Origin of the sequence: Egicoccus halophilus (assembly GCF_004300825.1) — a bacterium.
GTDB classification, from domain to species: Bacteria; Actinomycetota; Nitriliruptoria; order Nitriliruptorales; family Nitriliruptoraceae; genus Egicoccus; species Egicoccus halophilus.
On record NZ_CP036250.1, the window covers coordinates 3,899,131 to 3,913,969 of the forward strand.

Genomic DNA, 14,839 nt, shown 5'->3' on the forward strand with positions numbered 1-14,839 from the left:
CACGGGAGCGGTGGTTGGCGCGCAACGCTACCGGTCACGGGTTGCGGTGCCAGATCAGCCGCAGGCCCTCGAGGGTCAGCCACGGGTCGTAGGTGTCGATCGTCTCGCAGGCGGACAGCACCGCAGGCGCCGCGCCACCGGTCGCGATGGTCGCCACCTCGCCCCCGAGCTCGGTCAGGATGCGACGCACGATGCCGTCGACCTGCCCGGCGAAGCCGTACACGATCCCCGCCTGCAGGGCCGTGACCGTCGACCGGCCGATCGGCGAGGGCGGCGCCACCGTCGCGACCTTCGGCAGGCGCGCGGCCCGTTGGACCAGGGCCTCGGCCGAGACGTGCACGCCCGGGGCGATCGCCCCGCCGACGAACGCCCCGTCGGCACTGACGACGTCGAAGCTGGTCGCGGTCCCGAAGTCCACCACGACGGCGGCCGTGTCGTAGCGGGCATGGGCCGCGACCGCGTTGACGATCCGGTCGGCCCCGATGTCCTGCGGTTGGTCGTGGCGCAGCGAGATGCCGGTGCGCACCCCCGGCTCGACGACGACCGGCGCGAACGGCAGGTGCCGCGCCGCCATCTCGCGCACCACCTCGGTCACCGTCGGCACGACGCTGCCGGCCACCAGCCCGTCCACGTCGGTGAGCAGGTCGATGCCGGCGAAGTCGAGGAAACCGGCCAGGGCCAGCACGAATTCGTCGGAGGTGCGGTCCACGTCGGTCTTGAGCCGCCAGTGCCGCACCAGGTCCTCGCCGTCGTAGACGCCGACCACGGTGTTGGAGTTGCCGACGTCGAGGGCGAGCAGCATCGGTTCAGCGCTCCGTGTCGTCGAGGCGGATGTCGAGCCCGACGTCGAGCTGCGGGGCCGAGTGGGTGATCGCCCCGACCGAGACCCGGTCCACCCCGGTGCGGGCGTAGCCGGCGACCGTGTCGAGGTCGACCCGCCCCGACGACTCGAGCCGGATGCGACCGTGGTCGCCCTCCAGCTCGCGCACCCGTGCCACGGCGGTCGCGGTGTCCTCGACGCCGAAGTTGTCGAGCAGCAGGTCGCGGGCTCCGGCCTCGACGGCCTCGTCGAGCTGCGCGAGCGAGTCGACCTCCACCTGGACCGGGCGACCGCCGCTGCCGGCGAGGGCACGGCGGGTCGCCGCCTCGATCGATCCGGCCGCGGCGACGTGGTTGTCCTTCACCAGCAGCGCGTCGAACAGCCCGGTGCGGTGGCTGACCCCGCCGCCCGCCCGCACCGCGGCCTTCTCCAGCAGCCGCAGGCCCGGCGTGGTCTTGCGGGTGTCGCGCACGACACACCCGGTGCCCTCGATCGCCCCGACGAACGCGGCGGTCCGGGTCGCGATCCCCGACAGGTGGGTCAGGAAGTTCAGCGCCGTCCGCTCGCCGGTGAGGATCGAGCGCAGCGGACCGCGGACGGTGGCCAGCCGCTGACCGGCATCCACGCCGTCGCCGTCGTGCACCTCGAACGTCACCACCACGTCGGGGTCGACCTGTTCGTAGGTCTGCGCCACCAGCGCCAGGCCCGCGACGACGCCGGACTCACGGGCGACGAACGCCGCGTGCCCGCTGGCGTCGGCGGGCACGGTGGCGATGCTGGTCAGGTCCCCGGCCTCGCCCAGGTCCTCCTCCAGGGCCCGGCGCACCGCCTCCCGACCGGCCGCCGACAACGCGTCAGGCGACGCTCCTCCCGCGTCAGGCGACGACACCATGGATCTCCCTTCCGGCGGCGGTGGGGCGGTTGTCGGCGTCGACGAACACGACGGTCGGCGCGAAGGTCCGCGCTTCGGCGTCGTCGAACTCGGCGTAGCTGATCACGATGACGGTGTCGCCCGGGTGGACCAGGCGGGCCGCGGCGCCGTTGAGACAGATCGTCCCGCTGCCGCGCGGGCCCTCGATGACATAGGTCTCGAGCCGGGCGCCGTTGTCGTTGTCGACGACCTGCACCTTCTCGTTGGGCAACAGGTCCGCGGCGTCCATCAGGTCCCGGTCGATGGTGATGGACCCGACGTAGTGCAGGTTCGCCTCGGTGATCGTGGCGCGGTGGATCTTGGACTTCATCAGCGTGCGTCGCATGGGGTACCCCGTGTCGTTCCCGTGCCGGACCCGCCATCGTGATGGCGGGCCGGGGCCGGAGGTTCCAACCGGTCACTGGTGCGGCGTCGCGTCAGTCGGTCGCGGCGAGCAGCCGGTCCTCGTCCTCGACGTCACCCACCTCGACGTTGTCGATCAGGCGGACGCCACCGACGACGGCGGCCGTCGCGACGAGCAACCGTCGGGACGGTCCCGGGGCGGACGACGACGCCGCGGGGACACCGGCCGCCTCCCCGCGCGCGGCGTCGGGGGGTGCCAGCGTGTCGGGATCGACCACCTCGAGGTAGTCGACGGCCACGTCCGGAACGCTCGCGAGGGTAGCGAGGGCGGCGTGGCGGACCCGTCCCGGATCGGGGGCCCGGTCCGCCTCGCGGTCGACACGTGCCGCCAGCACCCCGGCCCGCAGCGCCCGCGGCAGCCCCACCGCGGCCGCGCGCGCCCCGGCCGACAGCCGTTGGTTGCGCGACGAGCGCGCCAGTCCGTCGGCCTCGCGGACCGTCGGGGTGAACACCAGCCGCACCGGGACGTCGAGATCGGTCACGAACCGGCGGATGACGAGGTTCTGCTGCGCGTCCTTGCGACCGAACAGCGCCACGTCCGGCTCGACGACGTGGAACAGCTTGGTGACCACGGTGGCGACCCCGTCGAAGTGTCCCGGACGCGACGCCCCCTCGAGGACCTCGGTGATGCCGCCGCCGACGTGCACGGTCGTCGTCGGCGTCGTCGGGTACATCTCCCGCTCGAACGGGGCGAAGACGTAGGCGGGAGCGGCGCCCCCCAGGCCACGCAGTGCCGCTTCGTCCGCGTCGAGCGTCCGGGGATAGGCGGCGAGGTCGTCGGCACGGTCGAACTGGGTCGGGTTGACGAAGATGCTGACCACCACGACGTCGGCCTCGGCGGCCGCGCGACGCACGTTGGCGAGGTGGCCGTCGTGCAGCGCCCCCATCGTCGGCGCCAGCGCGACCGTACGGCCGGCGCGACGCTCGGCGGCCAGGGCGGTGCGCAGGTCCGCGATCGAGGTCACCCGTCGCACGGCGTCGCCTCCAGCGCCGCGCGCAGGGCGGCGACCGCGTCGTCGTCGAGGCCCGGCGTCGCCTGCGCGAGCACCGCGGCGGCCAGGTGCCGGTAGGTCGTCGCGAGCGCGGGGAGGTCGGCGTGCAGGACCTCCAGATGCCGCGCGACCGTGCCCGCGTCGCCCCGCACCACCGGCCCGGTCAGCGCCGCGGCGCCGCGGTCCAGCACGTTGGTCACGCTGGCGGCGGCCAACGGTCCCAGGAAACGCTCCGGTTGGCGGATCCCGGCGCCGAGCAGCGCCTGTCGCGCGGCCGCGACCGCCGCGCCGACCGCGTTGGACCCGAGGCTGAGGCCGGCGTGGTAGAGGCCGCGGGCGGCCTCCGGGACGTCCAGCGGGTCGCCACCGAGATCGGTCACCAGCTCATGGGCCCAGGACCGGTCGGCCGCCGCGGCCGTCACCGCCCACGCCGTCCCGTGCAGCAGCTCGGGGTCGCTCGCACCGGCCGACACCGTCATCGCCGGGTGACAGGCGGCCGTGGCGGCGCCCGCGCGGCGGGCGAGATCGAGCGGGGCCAGCCCACGTGCCCCCGCGACGTGGACCACCCGCTGGCCCGGCGCGATCGCGTCGTCGCGGACCAGGTCGCGGACCACGCCCTCGATCGCGTCGTCGGGGACGCTGAGCACCAGCAGCTGGGCACGCGCCGCGGCCTCGGTCACCGAGGCCAGCGGACGCACCCCGGCGACCAGGGAGCCGACCCGCTCGCGTGCCGCGGCCGAGCCGCCGGCCACGGCCACGACCCGGTGACCGGCCCGCGACAGCGCCACCGCGAGCAGGGTGCCCACCCGGCCCGGGCCGACCACGGCGACGCGGGCGCTCACGCGCCGTCCGTGGGGTCCACGACCGGACGGGTGAACGACGCCCGGGGAGCGCGCGGGCCCTCGGGCCGTTCGAAGCGGCGGCCGGGGACGTCCTCGAGTCGCACGACGAGCTCGATGCCCTCGAGCGGGGCGAGCGCCGCCAGCAGCCGGGTCAGCCGGCGACCGTCCGGCAGCTCCCCGCCCGGCAGCAGCTCGAGCAGAGGGACGAGCACGAAGGCCCGCTCGGTCAGACGTGGGTGCGGAATGGTCAACCGGGGCGTGTCGAGCTCGCGGCCGCCGAACAGCAGCAGGTCGATGTCGAGCGTGCGTGGCCCCCAGCGCACCTCGCGGTCACGGTCCCGCCCGAAGGCCTGCTCGAGCAGCTGGGTCTCGGCCAGCAGGGCGTGCGGATCGAGCGAGGTGACCGCCTTGACCACGAGGTTGAAGTACGGCTCCTGGGAGACCGCTCGCGGATCGTCCGGTGGCGGCCACGGCGGGGTCTCGTAGACCGCCGAGACGTCCTGGACCGCGACCCCGTCGAGATCGTCGATGGCGTGGACGGCCGCGGCCAGCGTCTCGAGGCGGTCGCCGACGTTCGCGCCCAGACCGAGCAGCACCTGCTCGCTCGTCACGCCGCCCCACCCGCTCCGCCACGTTCCCGACGCAGCGTGACCGCCACCTCGCGGGCGACGACCGGCAGCGGCGCCGACGGCTTGTGCACGGTCACCTCGACCGCGACGACCCGCCCGGGCTGCAGCGCCCGATCGGCGATACGCCCGGCCAGGGCCTCGATGAGGTCCACCGGTGCTCCCGCCACCTCGTCGGCCACCTGCCCGGCCAACTCGCCGTAGTGGACGGTGTCGGCCAGGTCGTCGGACGCGGCGGCGGTCGACAGGTCGAGCTCCAGGACGACGTCGACGACGAAGCGTTGGCCGAACTCGCGCTCGTGCGGGAGTACACCGTGATGACCGAACGCCTCGATGCCGGTCAGGACGATGCGGTCCACGCGGACTCCTCGGCGTCGTCGTCCCCGGCGGTGGCGGTGGCATGGGCGACCCGGACGGCCTGCACCGTCTCGGCCACGTCGTGCACGCGCACCATACGGCTTCCCGCGGCGACGGCCAGGGCCGCGGAGACCACCGAGCCGACCAGCCGGTCCCCGGCCTCCTCGACGCCGCCGACGCGCCCGAGGAACGACTTGCGCGACGTGCCCACCATCAGCGGACGTCCCAGCGAGGTGAACTCGCGCAGGTGACGCAGCAGCAGCAGGTTGTGCGTCGCGGTCTTGGCGAAACCGATGCCGGGATCGACCACGACCAGCTCCCGTGGGATGCCGAGCCGCTCGAGCTGGTCGAGCCGGTCGGCGAGGAAGTCGAACACCTCGCCGACGACGTCGGTGTACTCGGTCTGGTCCTGCATCGTGCCCGGATTGCCCCGCAGGTGCATCAGCACGTAGGGCACGCCGAGCTCGGCGACGGTCGGCAGCAGCTGCGGGTCGAAGGTCCCGGCCGACACGTCGTTGACCAGCACCGCACCGGCCTCGACCGCGGCCCGGGCGACGACGGCCTTGGTGGTGTCCACCGAGACCAGCGCCCCCTCGGCCGCCAACGCCTCGACGACCGGCACCACGCGGCGCAGTTCCTCGTCGGCATCGACCGGTTCGGCGCCCGGACGGGTGGACTCCCCACCCACGTCGAGCACGTCGGCACCGGCCTCCCGCAGCGCGAGGGCGGCCCGTACCGCCGCCGCCGGGTGGTCGTCGGGGTCGTAGGCCGTGCCGCCGTCCGAGAACGAGTCGGGGGTGACGTTGACGATGCCCATCACGACGGGTCGACGACCGGTGGGCAGCGCCTCCCGACCGGGCAGGGCCAGGTCGGTGGGCTCCCCCAACCAGGCGGCGACCGCCGGCTCGACCGAGCCCCCGACGAGGTCGGCGAGTTCGCGGCCGCCGACGCGGCCGGCCGCGTCGATCAGCCGCGAGGGCACCGCCGTGACGACCAGACGCCCGTCGATCCAGTTGGACACCCCCCGTGCCGCCGCCACCGCATCGGCGATCGCCTGGGCCCGGGGCAGTCGGGACAGCGCGAGGCGCGCCGGTCCGCCGGCGGGGACCAGGGCGGCGTCCTCGACGCGCGTGATGGGGGTGTCGCTCACTGCAGGTGCCTGTCCGGTCGCGAAGCGTGACCGCCGGGGAAGTGCCGGCACGCGGTCCACCAGCGTACGGCACCGGGTCCGGCTGCCCCCGACGCATACGGTGTGGGATCTGTCAGTTGCGGCGTGGATCCCCGCGCAGCAACGACAGCGCCTCGGCCCGCGTGCGCGGGTCCTCCCGGAAGATGCCCCGCACGGTCGACGTGACCGTCTCCGCGCCGGGCTTGCGCACGCCCCGCATCTCCATGCAGAAGTGCCGGGCCTCGACCACGACGATGACGCCGCGCGGATCGAGCGCCCGCTCCAGCGCGTCGGCGATCATCGTGGTCATGCGTTCCTGCAGGCCCGGCCGCTTCGCGCAGACGTCGACGAGCCGGGCCAGCTTGGACAACCCGGTGACCTGCCCGGCGACGTTGGGCAGGTAGCCGACGTGCGCGTGCCCCACGAAGGGCACCAGGTGGTGTTCGCACTGGCTGTGGAACGGGATGTCGCGCATCAGCACGAGCTCGTCGTGACGCTCGTCGAACACCACCGAGAGCACGTCGGAGGGGTCGTCGACCAGCAGTCCGGCGAAGATCTCGTCGTACTCACGGGCGACGCGGGCCGGGGTCTCGACGATGCCGGGCCGGTCGGGGTCCTCGCCGATCGCCTCGAAGAGCATGCGGACGGCCCGCTGGATCTTGTCGTGGTCGAAGACCCGTCGGGGCTCGACGCCGGGCAGGTCGGCGACCGATCCCGCGTCCTCCTGGGGCTCGGGCTGGACGGGCAGCTCGCTCACGCGTCACCGCGTTCGCTGGTGGAGCCCGCACCGAGCGCACCCTGCGGAGCGTGCCCGTTGCCGTTGCCGTTGGTGGCGCCGGTCAACCGCCGCAGCTTGCTGATCACCACGCGCGGGTCGTCCGCCTCCGGGGCGGAGACGGCGCGCGTCGGCCGCTTGTCGATCGGCGAGAACACCTCGGCGAGCAGCTCGCCGTCGACGGTCTCGACCTCGAGCAGCTTGGTCGCGAGGTGCTCGAGGACGTGGTCGTTCTCCACCAGGATCTCGAGCGCCTCGTCGTGGGCCTCGTCGAGGAGTTGGCGTACCTCCTCGTCGATCTGGAAGGCGACCTGCCCCGAGTAGTCCGGGGCGTGACCGAACTCCTTGCCCAGGAACGGCTGCGAGTCGCGCTGGCCGAGGGTGATCGGACCCAGCTTCGAGCTCATGCCGTACTGGGTGACCATCTCCTTGGCGGTCGCGGTGGCCTTGCGGATGTCGTCGCCGGCGCCGGTGGTGATGTCGCCGATCTTGATCTCCTCGGCGACCCGGCCGCCGAGCATCACCGCGAGACGGTCGATCAGCTCGCTGCGCGAGATCAGGTACTTGTCCTCGGTCGGCAGCTGCATCGTGAAGCCGAGCGCCTGCCCACGCGGGATGATCGTGATCTTGTGCACCGGGTCGGCGTTGGGCAGCGCGTGCCCGACGATGGCGTGCCCGGCCTCGTGGTAGGCGACCGTTCGGCGCTCGTTCTCGCCCATCAGGCGCGTCTTGCGCTCCGGACCGGCGATGACGCGCTCGATCGACTCCTCGAGCTCGGTGTGGCCGATCTCCTTCTTGCCGAAGCGCGCGGCGAGCAGCGCGGCCTCGTTGATGAGGTTGGCGAGGTCGGCACCGGTGAAGCCGGGGGTCTGACGGGCCAGGACCGACAGGTCGACGTCGCTCGACAGCGGCTTGCCCCGCGCGTGCACCTTGAGGATCGCCTCGCGACCGATCAGGTCGGGCCGGTCGACGACGATCTGGCGGTCGAAGCGGCCCGGACGCAGCAGCGCCGGGTCGAGGATGTCGGGCCGGTTGGTGGCCGCGATCAGGATCACCGAGCTACGGACGTCGAAGCCGTCCATCTCGACGAGCAGCTGGTTGAGGGTCTGCTCGCGTTCGTCGTGCCCACCGCCCATGCCGGCGCCGCGGTGACGGCCGACCGCGTCGATCTCGTCCATGAAGATGATCGCCGGGGCGTTGGCCTTGGCCTGCTCGAACAGGTCGCGTACGCGGGAGGCACCGACACCGACGAACATCTCGACGAAGTCCGAGCCGGAGATCGAGAAGAACGGCACCCCCGCCTCGCCGGCGACGGCACGCGCGAGCAGGGTCTTGCCGGTTCCCGGGGGTCCGAACAGCAGCACGCCCTTGGGGATCTTGGCGCCCATCTGCTGGAACTTGGTCGGGTTCTCGAGGAACTCCTTGATCTCGCGCAGTTCCTCGATGGCGCTGTCCGAGCCGGCGACGTCGCTGAAGGTGACCTTCGGCGCGTCCTTGGAGACCATCTTGGCCTTCGACTTGCCGAACTGCATCACCCGGCCGCCGCCGCCCTGCATGTTCTGCATCAACAGGAAGAAGATCAGCAGGATCAGGATGAACGGCAGCACGGTGGCCAGGATCGAGGTCAGCGCGCCCGGCTGCTCGGGGTCGAACTGCACCGTGCCGATCTGTCCCTGGTCGACCCAGGCGGCGAGCTGGTCGGCGTTGATGTCACGGTTGTAGTGGACCGAGAACTCCTCGGTCTGGTTGCCGACCCGACGCTCACCCGCGATCTCGTCGGAGCGGTTGCCGATCGTGGTGACCTCGAGGTCCTGCCCCTGCAGCTGGCCGTTGTCGACCGCCTGCGCGAACTGGGTCCAGGTGAGCTCGTCCGGGGCGCCCTGCCCCGCCACGAAGCTCACGCCGAGCCACAGCGCGGCGGCGAGGGCGAGCACCCACGGCAGGGGGCCGCGGAGAAGGCGCTGACCTGGCTTCACGATTCCTCCACCTGTCCGGCGCGGCGAACAGGCGGTGGAGCCTGTCCGAGGGGCACGTCCGACGCGCACGGACCAGTTGTGCTAGGGAGGTTCGATGCTACCACCGGCGCAGACGGCCCCTCGGGCTGTGACAGGCCCTGCGGGCGCCGGCACGCCCCGGCCCGACCGCCGGCGGCAGGCTCAGGACCCGTAGACCTCGGGTCGCAGGGTCACGATGTCGCGCAGCGATCGGTACCGCTCGGCGAAGTCGAGCCCGTAACCCACCACGAACACGTCCGGGACCTCGAATCCGACGTACTTGACCGGGAGGTCGACCTCCCGCCGCGACGGCTTGGTCAACAGCGAGAGGATCTCGACGCTGGCCGGCCGGCGGGAACGTAAATTCTTGGTGAGGTAGTCGAGGGTGAGGCCGGAGTCGACGATGTCCTCGATGATCAGGACGTCGCGGCCCTCGATCTCGGTGTCGAGGTCCTTGAGGATGCGCACCACCCCCGACGACGAGGTGGAGGCGCCGTAGGACGAGACCGCCATGAAGTCCATCGCGGTCGACAGCGTCAGACGACGGGCGAGGTCGGCCATCACGAAGATGGCGCCCTTGAGCACCCCGACCAGCAGCAGGTCGCGGCCGGCGTAGTCGCGGTCGACCTCGGCGGCGAGCTCGGACAGACGCGCCTGCAGCCGTGCCTCCGGGATGAGGATCGACTCGATGTCGTCACGGAAGCCCGGGGGGATGTCGGCGAGCTCGTCCATGTGGCTGGCGCTTTCGTCGTCCGGGTGGGCGGGTCGCGAGACGGGCGGCGCCGCCGCGACGGGGCGGCGGCGACGCTGCGGGTGACGGTGCGGCGCGAGGAGCGGGATCCTAGTGGGCCGGCTGCACGACGAGCAGCGCCCGGGGTGTCGAGCGGCCGGCACGGACGACCTCGGCGTCGGCGGCGACACCGGGCACCCACACGACCCGGTCGCCGTCGGAAACGACCGGCCACAGCTCACGCACCGGCCGGGGCACCCCGGCGTCGACGAGCACGTCCTGCAGGTGGCGGGTGCCGGCGGCGGTGCGCACCCGGTCGCCGGGGCGGCGGTGGCGGACCTGCAGCGGCCCGAGACCGGGGCCCAGCGCCAGGGACAGCCGCTCGCGGCGTCCCCCGGGTGGGACCAGACGGGCCGGGACCCGTACCGGCGGGGGCGTCCAGGCGTCGGCGAGCGCGAAGGCGATCTGCACCTGCCCACCCTCCTCGAGCGGAGGCCGCGCCGCCTCGGGCGTCAACGCGTCGATGCGCAGACCGGCCGGCGCCCACGGCGTCTGCCCCGGGATCGCGATCGCGTGCGCCTCTCCACCGGCGGACACCGGTGGCCCCAGGGTCCGCCAGCCACCTCCGGCCGTCGCCCGCACCCCGCCGGGCAGGTCGAGTGCGGCGCCGGGCCCCAGCGTCAGGACCCGTTCGACCGCCACCGCGCCGACGGGCTGGTCGAGCAGCTCCCCCAGCACCCGCCGCACGACGCGCCGCCGCAGCGCCACCGGCAGCGCGTCGAGCCCTCCGTCGGGCAGGCTGCGCACCGGTCCGGTGCGCAGCACGAGCCGACGCGTGGCGTCGGCGGCCTGTTCGTCGAGCGCCTCGGCGTCGGCGCGCGCGAGCTCCGCGAGCCGGCCCAGCGCCCCGACCGGGTCCCCCGCCGCGCGTGCGAGCGCCGGCAGCACCTCGTGGCGGATCACGGTGCGGCGGATGGCCGGGTCCTGGTTGCCCGGGTCCTCGACCCACCCGATCCCCTCGGCCACCAGGAACTCGCGCAGCGCCTCGCGTCGCAGCCGCAGCAGCGGCCGTACCAGCCGACGCCGTCCGTCCAGTGCCCGGTGCGCGGTCATCGCGGCCAGCCCGTCGGTCCCCGTGCCGCGTGCCGCCCGCAACAGCACGGTCTCGGCCTGGTCGTCGGCGGTGTGACCCACCAGCACGAAACGGGCGTCGTGTTCCTCGGCCAGCGTGCCCAGGGCTGCGTACCGGGCGTCGCGGGCGGCGGCCTCGACCCCGCGTCCCCGCGCGACGACCTCGACCTCGCGGCACGCCAGCGGCAGCCCGAGCCAGGACGCGTGGCGCGCGAGCGAGCGCTGCTCGTCGTCGTCGCTGCGCAGTCCGTGCCGGACGTGGGCCAGGGTCAACTCGAGGTCGGGGCGGGCCTCGGCGACGAGGTAGGCCAGCGCGGTGGAGTCGGACCCGCCCGAGACGGCGACCAGGGCGAGCGCGCCCGAGGGCAGCGGGGCGAGGCCGGCGGCCACCGCGGCCACGAGCTGTGCCCGCGGCCGGCCGGTCGCCAGCGGGCCGACCGGCGGCTCCACGTCAGCCGGCCCGTACCCGGGCCAGCCACGCGGCGGGATCGGCGACCTCGCGCCCCATGGGCAGGTGCTCGGGGCGTTCGAAGGCGAGGTTGAGCGCCTCCATGCCGCCGAGGTCGAGGACCCCGCGCACGAACTCCTCGCCCTCGCGGTACTGCCGGCGCTTCATCTCCAGGCCTGCCACGGCCGTGAGCACCTTGGAGGTCAGGTCGTTGTGGCGCTCGGCCATGGCGGCGCGCACCGCCTCCGGGTCGGCGATCAGGTCCTGCGCCGCGGCGTCGAACATCGCCGTGTTCCCGTGGCCCTCGAGCAGGCTCATCAGGCCCTGCGCCTGGGAGACGAGGCGGGCCTGCTCCTCGGTGAGCACCGCGTCCATCAGTGGCTGGATGGTGCCGGTCCGTTTCACGTCGGCGACCAGTTGCGGCAGGCGCGGCGCCAACTCGCGCACCGCGTCCCCGTCGACCCGGGCCTCGGCGAGGTAGCGGTCGATCAACCCGCGCAGGTGGTCGCCGAGCCAGGGCGTGCCGTCGAACTGCAACCGGTGGGTGATCTCGTGGAGGACCACCGCGCGGCGGATGTCGGTCGCCAACTCTCCGTGGCGCTCGGCCAGCTCGAGCACGTTCGGACCGACCACGAGCAGCTGCCCCCCACCCGGCCCGCCGAAGGGCAGCACGAACTGACCCAGCACCTTGGCCGAGAGCAGCCCGAACAACGCTCCGAGCTGGACGCCGACGACCCGGGACGCGACCGCCCGGTTGCCGCCCATGCGCTCGGCGAGCGGCGAGAAGGCGCCACGCAGGCTCGAGAGGTTGATCCGGATCCAGCCCAGCCGTCCGACCACGGAGGCCGACGTCGGCGGCAGTCCGAGGCCGAGTCCGCTCCAGCGGCGGGCTGCCGCGTCGAGGTCGGGCACGTCGGCCGCCACCTCGGAGCGCAGCCGCGCAGCGGCGTCAGGGTCGTCGCGGCGACGAGGAATGGTGAGGCTGGCGGCCCACAGGGCCGCCGACTCGTCGATCACGGGCACGGCAGGCCGATCGCCCTCCGTCGCGTTCGAGAAGGGCGTTGGCACGAGTCGCCTCGATGTCCGCGGTCAGCGCCGTCCGGCGCTCTGGCGCGAGGGCCGCTCGACGAGCAGGTAGTACAGCCCGCCGAGAAGGGTGACACCGAAGGCGCCGGCGACCAGCAGGATCCAGGCCGCCCCCCACGTGAACTGTGTCTCCCGGTCCTCGTAGCCGGCCAGCGTGCGGGCCGGGTTCTCCTCCTGCGTGCGCGGTGCGGGCGTCGGACCCTGGGGTTCGGCGTCCGCGTCCGCAGCGAGCACGATCGTCGCACCGAGGTCGCCGCCGTCGTCGGCGAACGCCGCCACGGGCGTCGCCAACAGGCCGACGAGGAGCAGCAGGGGCACCAGCGGCCCGAGAACGCGGCGCATCGGTCGGTTCCTCCCAGCAGGCGAACGTGCACGCACAAGCAGGCGCGGATCCTAGCCGAGCCGGGACCCACCGCCGAAGCGGGCCCGGTCCGACGTCGCTCAGACGTGCTCGCGCAGGTCGAGTCGGTACTCGCGCACGGATTCCCCACCCGACCCCGGGCGCCGGGCGCCCGCGACCCAGCCCAGGCGGTCGTAGAACGCCTCGGCGCCACCGCCGGCCTTGGTGACCAGGCGGGCCTCACTGGCACCGGCCTCCCGGGCCGCGGACACGAAGGCCTCCACGAGTGCGCGGCCCTCACCGCCGCCCTGGCGGACCGGGTCGACGGCGACGTGGGTCAGCACGGCGATCCGGTGCGCGGGTGACTCGTCCGGGTCACCGGCCGCGGCGGTCCCACCGGCGTCGTCGGTCGCGTCGCCCGCGACGTCCGGCACCGGGTCGGACCCGCTGGCCGCGGTGTCCGGCGTCGCGTCGGGCGCCTCCGCACCACCGTCTGCGCCCCGCAGTCGCTGCAGCGGATAGCGCACCACCCAGCGCGCATAGTGGAGCGCCCGGGTACGCACGAACAGCCACCCCATCCGGGGGCGGGCGAGCAGCGCCAGCAGGCCCCGCAGCGCCAGGCGCCACGCGCATCGACGGACGACGAAGCGGTAGTGGGTGCGGTTGTCGAGCGTGCCGACCAGGAAGCCACCCGGGCGCCCCGGTTCACCGGTCACGATCGCGATCGCGTCCGGGCTGCGCCGGAACGTGGCGTGGTACGTGCGCAGGAAGCCCGGCCCGAGTCGTGCGAAGAAGCCGTCCGGAAGTTGGTCCCGGTGCAGCCGCGCGGTGGACCGCAGGTCGCGTCGGGAGGCGGGTCGCACGGAGGGCAAGGGACGTCCTCCTCGGACGGACGAAGCGGGACCGGCGGGACGCGTCGACGGACGGAGCGGCGACCGGCAGATCCGGCGCATCGGACGCCGGGCCGGCACGCATGCAAGCACGCTACGGAGCGGAGGTGGACCACCCGGCCCATGGTGGTGGCCGATCGGCCGGTACGTCGGAGGAGTCGGCGCCGCCTGGCGCGCGGGCTCACGCCGCGCCGGCCCCGTCGGGATCGGTCTCCTGCACGAGCCGGGCGACCGCGTCCTCGAGGCGTCCGCGCACCGCGACCGCTGCGCGCTGCCGTTCGGCGCTGGTGCCCTCGACCAGCATCCGCTGGACGTGGTCGTGGACGAGGTCGAGATCACCGTGGCGGTCGAGCGCCCCGGCGAGCTCGTCGACCAGTCGCCGGACGAGTTCGGGTGCCGGCACGCAGACCGCCCCCACGGGGTCGATCAGCTGGTCACCGAGGCCCGAGCGCGACGCGCGCCACAGCGCCGCGTCGAGCAACGCGGGCGGCGGCTCAGGAGCGTCGACCCCCCGCTCCAGCCGCTCGAGTGCGGTCGCCACCAGCCCGCGACACAGCGCCGCCTGCAGCACCGTCTCGTCGAGCCGGGTGCACGCATCCGCGACCCGGAACTCCAGTGTCGGGAACTGCTCCGACGGGCGGACGAACCAGTACAGCTGCTTGCGGTCGATCACCGTGCCCGTCTCCACCAGCGACGCGGCGAGCCGCTCGTAGGCGGCCACGTCGGTGAGCGTCGGCGGGAATCCGGCGGTGGGCCAGCGCCCCCACAGCGGCGTCCGGAAGCTGGCGTAGCCGGTGTCGAGCCCCTGCCAGAACGGCGAACTCGACGACAACGCCAACAGCACCGGCAGCCAGGGCAGCACGTGCGGCACGACCTGCAGTGCCGTCGCCCGGTCGGGCACGCCGACGTGGACGTGGCAGCCGCAGACGATCTGTTCCTCGGCCAGCGTGCCGTGTTCGGCGCGCAGGCGCTGGTAGCGCTCGTCGCCGCTCATGCGCTGCTCGCGCCAGTCGCTCAGGGGCACGGTGCCGCTGGCGACCAGCGACGCCCCGTGGGCATCCGCGACGGTCCGTAGCGCCCGCCGGCGCGCGGCCAGGTCCGCCCGCAGGTCGCCCAGGGCCACGTGCACGCCCGAGTGCGTCTCCACCATCGAGCGCTGCAACTCGTGCTCGTAGGCCTCGTGGTCGAGATGCTCGAGCACCGCGTCCGCCGCCGACACCAGCACCCCACGGTCGGCGTCGACGAGGTGGTACTCCTCCTCGGCTCCGACGGTGAGCCGTTCCGTCCCGGCCACGCACGCACCTCCG

The 14,839-nt window shown here is 73.8% G+C and carries 16 protein-coding genes; all 16 read right to left on the minus strand.

The genetic code is table 11. From position 1 onward, the window contains the following. Positions 1–34 precede the first annotated feature (34 nt). A complete protein-coding gene (locus ELR47_RS17675; protein ID WP_130651072.1) occupies positions 35–802 on the minus strand; it encodes a type III pantothenate kinase in 768 nt (255 codons plus the stop codon). 4 nt (positions 803–806) lie between these two features. Beyond that, positions 807–1,712 (minus strand): carboxylating nicotinate-nucleotide diphosphorylase, encoded by a 906-nt coding sequence (gene nadC / locus ELR47_RS17680; RefSeq protein ID WP_130651073.1) that lies wholly within the window; start codon positions 1,710–1,712, stop codon positions 807–809. Beyond that, positions 1,696–2,076 (minus strand): aspartate 1-decarboxylase, encoded by a 381-nt coding sequence (panD, locus tag ELR47_RS17685; protein WP_130651074.1) that lies wholly within the window; start codon positions 2,074–2,076, stop codon positions 1,696–1,698. Before panD ends, nadC begins: the two co-directional genes overlap by 17 nt. A 91-nt stretch (positions 2,077–2,167) precedes the next feature. Further along, positions 2,168–3,127: a pantoate--beta-alanine ligase gene (panC, locus tag ELR47_RS17690; protein ID WP_130651075.1), complete on the minus strand. Its 960-nt coding sequence runs from the start codon at positions 3,125–3,127 to the stop codon at positions 2,168–2,170. Then, complete coding sequence (locus ELR47_RS17695; protein WP_130651076.1) at positions 3,115–3,987, minus strand: Rossmann-like and DUF2520 domain-containing protein; 873 nt, start codon at positions 3,985–3,987, stop codon at positions 3,115–3,117. Before ELR47_RS17695 ends, panC begins: the two co-directional genes overlap by 13 nt. Further along, positions 3,984–4,598, minus strand: a complete 615-nt coding sequence (folK, locus tag ELR47_RS17700) for a 2-amino-4-hydroxy-6-hydroxymethyldihydropteridine diphosphokinase (RefSeq protein WP_130651077.1) — start codon at positions 4,596–4,598, stop codon at positions 3,984–3,986. The genes ELR47_RS17695 and folK overlap by 4 nt, the downstream gene beginning before the upstream one ends. Further along, positions 4,595–4,972, minus strand: coding sequence for a dihydroneopterin aldolase (folB, locus tag ELR47_RS17705; protein ID WP_130651078.1), 378 nt, complete (start codon positions 4,970–4,972; stop codon positions 4,595–4,597). The genes folK and folB overlap by 4 nt, the downstream gene beginning before the upstream one ends. After that, entirely contained in the window at positions 4,954–6,120 is a 1,167-nt protein-coding gene (gene folP / locus ELR47_RS17710) for a dihydropteroate synthase (protein WP_229730630.1), read from the minus strand. The genes folB and folP overlap by 19 nt, the downstream gene beginning before the upstream one ends. A gap of 112 nt (positions 6,121–6,232) precedes the next feature. Further along, complete coding sequence (gene folE / locus ELR47_RS17715) at positions 6,233–6,895, minus strand: GTP cyclohydrolase I FolE (RefSeq protein ID WP_229730625.1); 663 nt, start codon at positions 6,893–6,895, stop codon at positions 6,233–6,235. Continuing rightward, entirely contained in the window at positions 6,892–8,889 is a 1,998-nt protein-coding gene (gene ftsH / locus ELR47_RS17720; RefSeq protein WP_276319915.1) for an ATP-dependent zinc metalloprotease FtsH, read from the minus strand. Before ftsH ends, folE begins: the two co-directional genes overlap by 4 nt. 180 nt (positions 8,890–9,069) lie before the next feature. After that, positions 9,070–9,639, minus strand: coding sequence for a hypoxanthine phosphoribosyltransferase (gene hpt, locus ELR47_RS17725; RefSeq protein WP_130651079.1), 570 nt, complete (start codon positions 9,637–9,639; stop codon positions 9,070–9,072). 109 nt (positions 9,640–9,748) lie between these two features. Further along, positions 9,749–11,218: a tRNA lysidine(34) synthetase TilS gene (gene tilS, locus ELR47_RS17730; RefSeq protein ID WP_130651080.1), complete on the minus strand. Its 1,470-nt coding sequence runs from the start codon at positions 11,216–11,218 to the stop codon at positions 9,749–9,751. A gap of 1 nt (position 11,219) precedes the next feature. After that, positions 11,220–12,239, minus strand: a complete 1,020-nt coding sequence (locus tag ELR47_RS17735) for a zinc-dependent metalloprotease (RefSeq protein ID WP_165404177.1) — start codon at positions 12,237–12,239, stop codon at positions 11,220–11,222. 66 nt (positions 12,240–12,305) lie between these two features. Further along, the gene (locus ELR47_RS17740) at positions 12,306–12,644 is read right to left on the minus strand and encodes a hypothetical protein (protein WP_130651082.1); all 339 of its coding nucleotides are present in this window, start codon (positions 12,642–12,644) and stop codon (positions 12,306–12,308) included. 99 nt (positions 12,645–12,743) lie between these two features. After that, entirely contained in the window at positions 12,744–13,505 is a 762-nt protein-coding gene (locus ELR47_RS17745) for a GNAT family N-acetyltransferase (RefSeq protein WP_229730642.1), read from the minus strand. Positions 13,506–13,713: 208 nt separating this feature from the next. Continuing rightward, the gene (locus ELR47_RS17750; RefSeq protein ID WP_165404179.1) at positions 13,714–14,826 is read right to left on the minus strand and encodes a carboxylate-amine ligase; all 1,113 of its coding nucleotides are present in this window, start codon (positions 14,824–14,826) and stop codon (positions 13,714–13,716) included. Positions 14,827–14,839 lie beyond the last annotated feature (13 nt).

Bases quoted from the DNA above. Each gene is read 5' to 3' on its own strand.
- ELR47_RS17740 (WP_130651082.1), bottom strand. From the start codon at position 12,644: ATGCGCCGCGTTCTCGGGCCGCTGGTGCCCCTGCTGCTCCTCGTCGGC.
- panD (WP_130651074.1), bottom strand. From the start codon at position 2,076: ATGCGACGCACGCTGATGAAGTCCAAGATCCACCGCGCCACGATCACC.
- nadC (WP_130651073.1), bottom strand. From the start codon at position 1,712: ATGGTGTCGTCGCCTGACGCGGGAGGAGCGTCGCCTGACGCGTTGTCG.
- ELR47_RS17675 (WP_130651072.1), bottom strand. From the start codon at position 802: ATGCTGCTCGCCCTCGACGTCGGCAACTCCAACACCGTGGTCGGCGTC.
- hpt (WP_130651079.1), bottom strand. From the start codon at position 9,639: ATGGACGAGCTCGCCGACATCCCCCCGGGCTTCCGTGACGACATCGAG.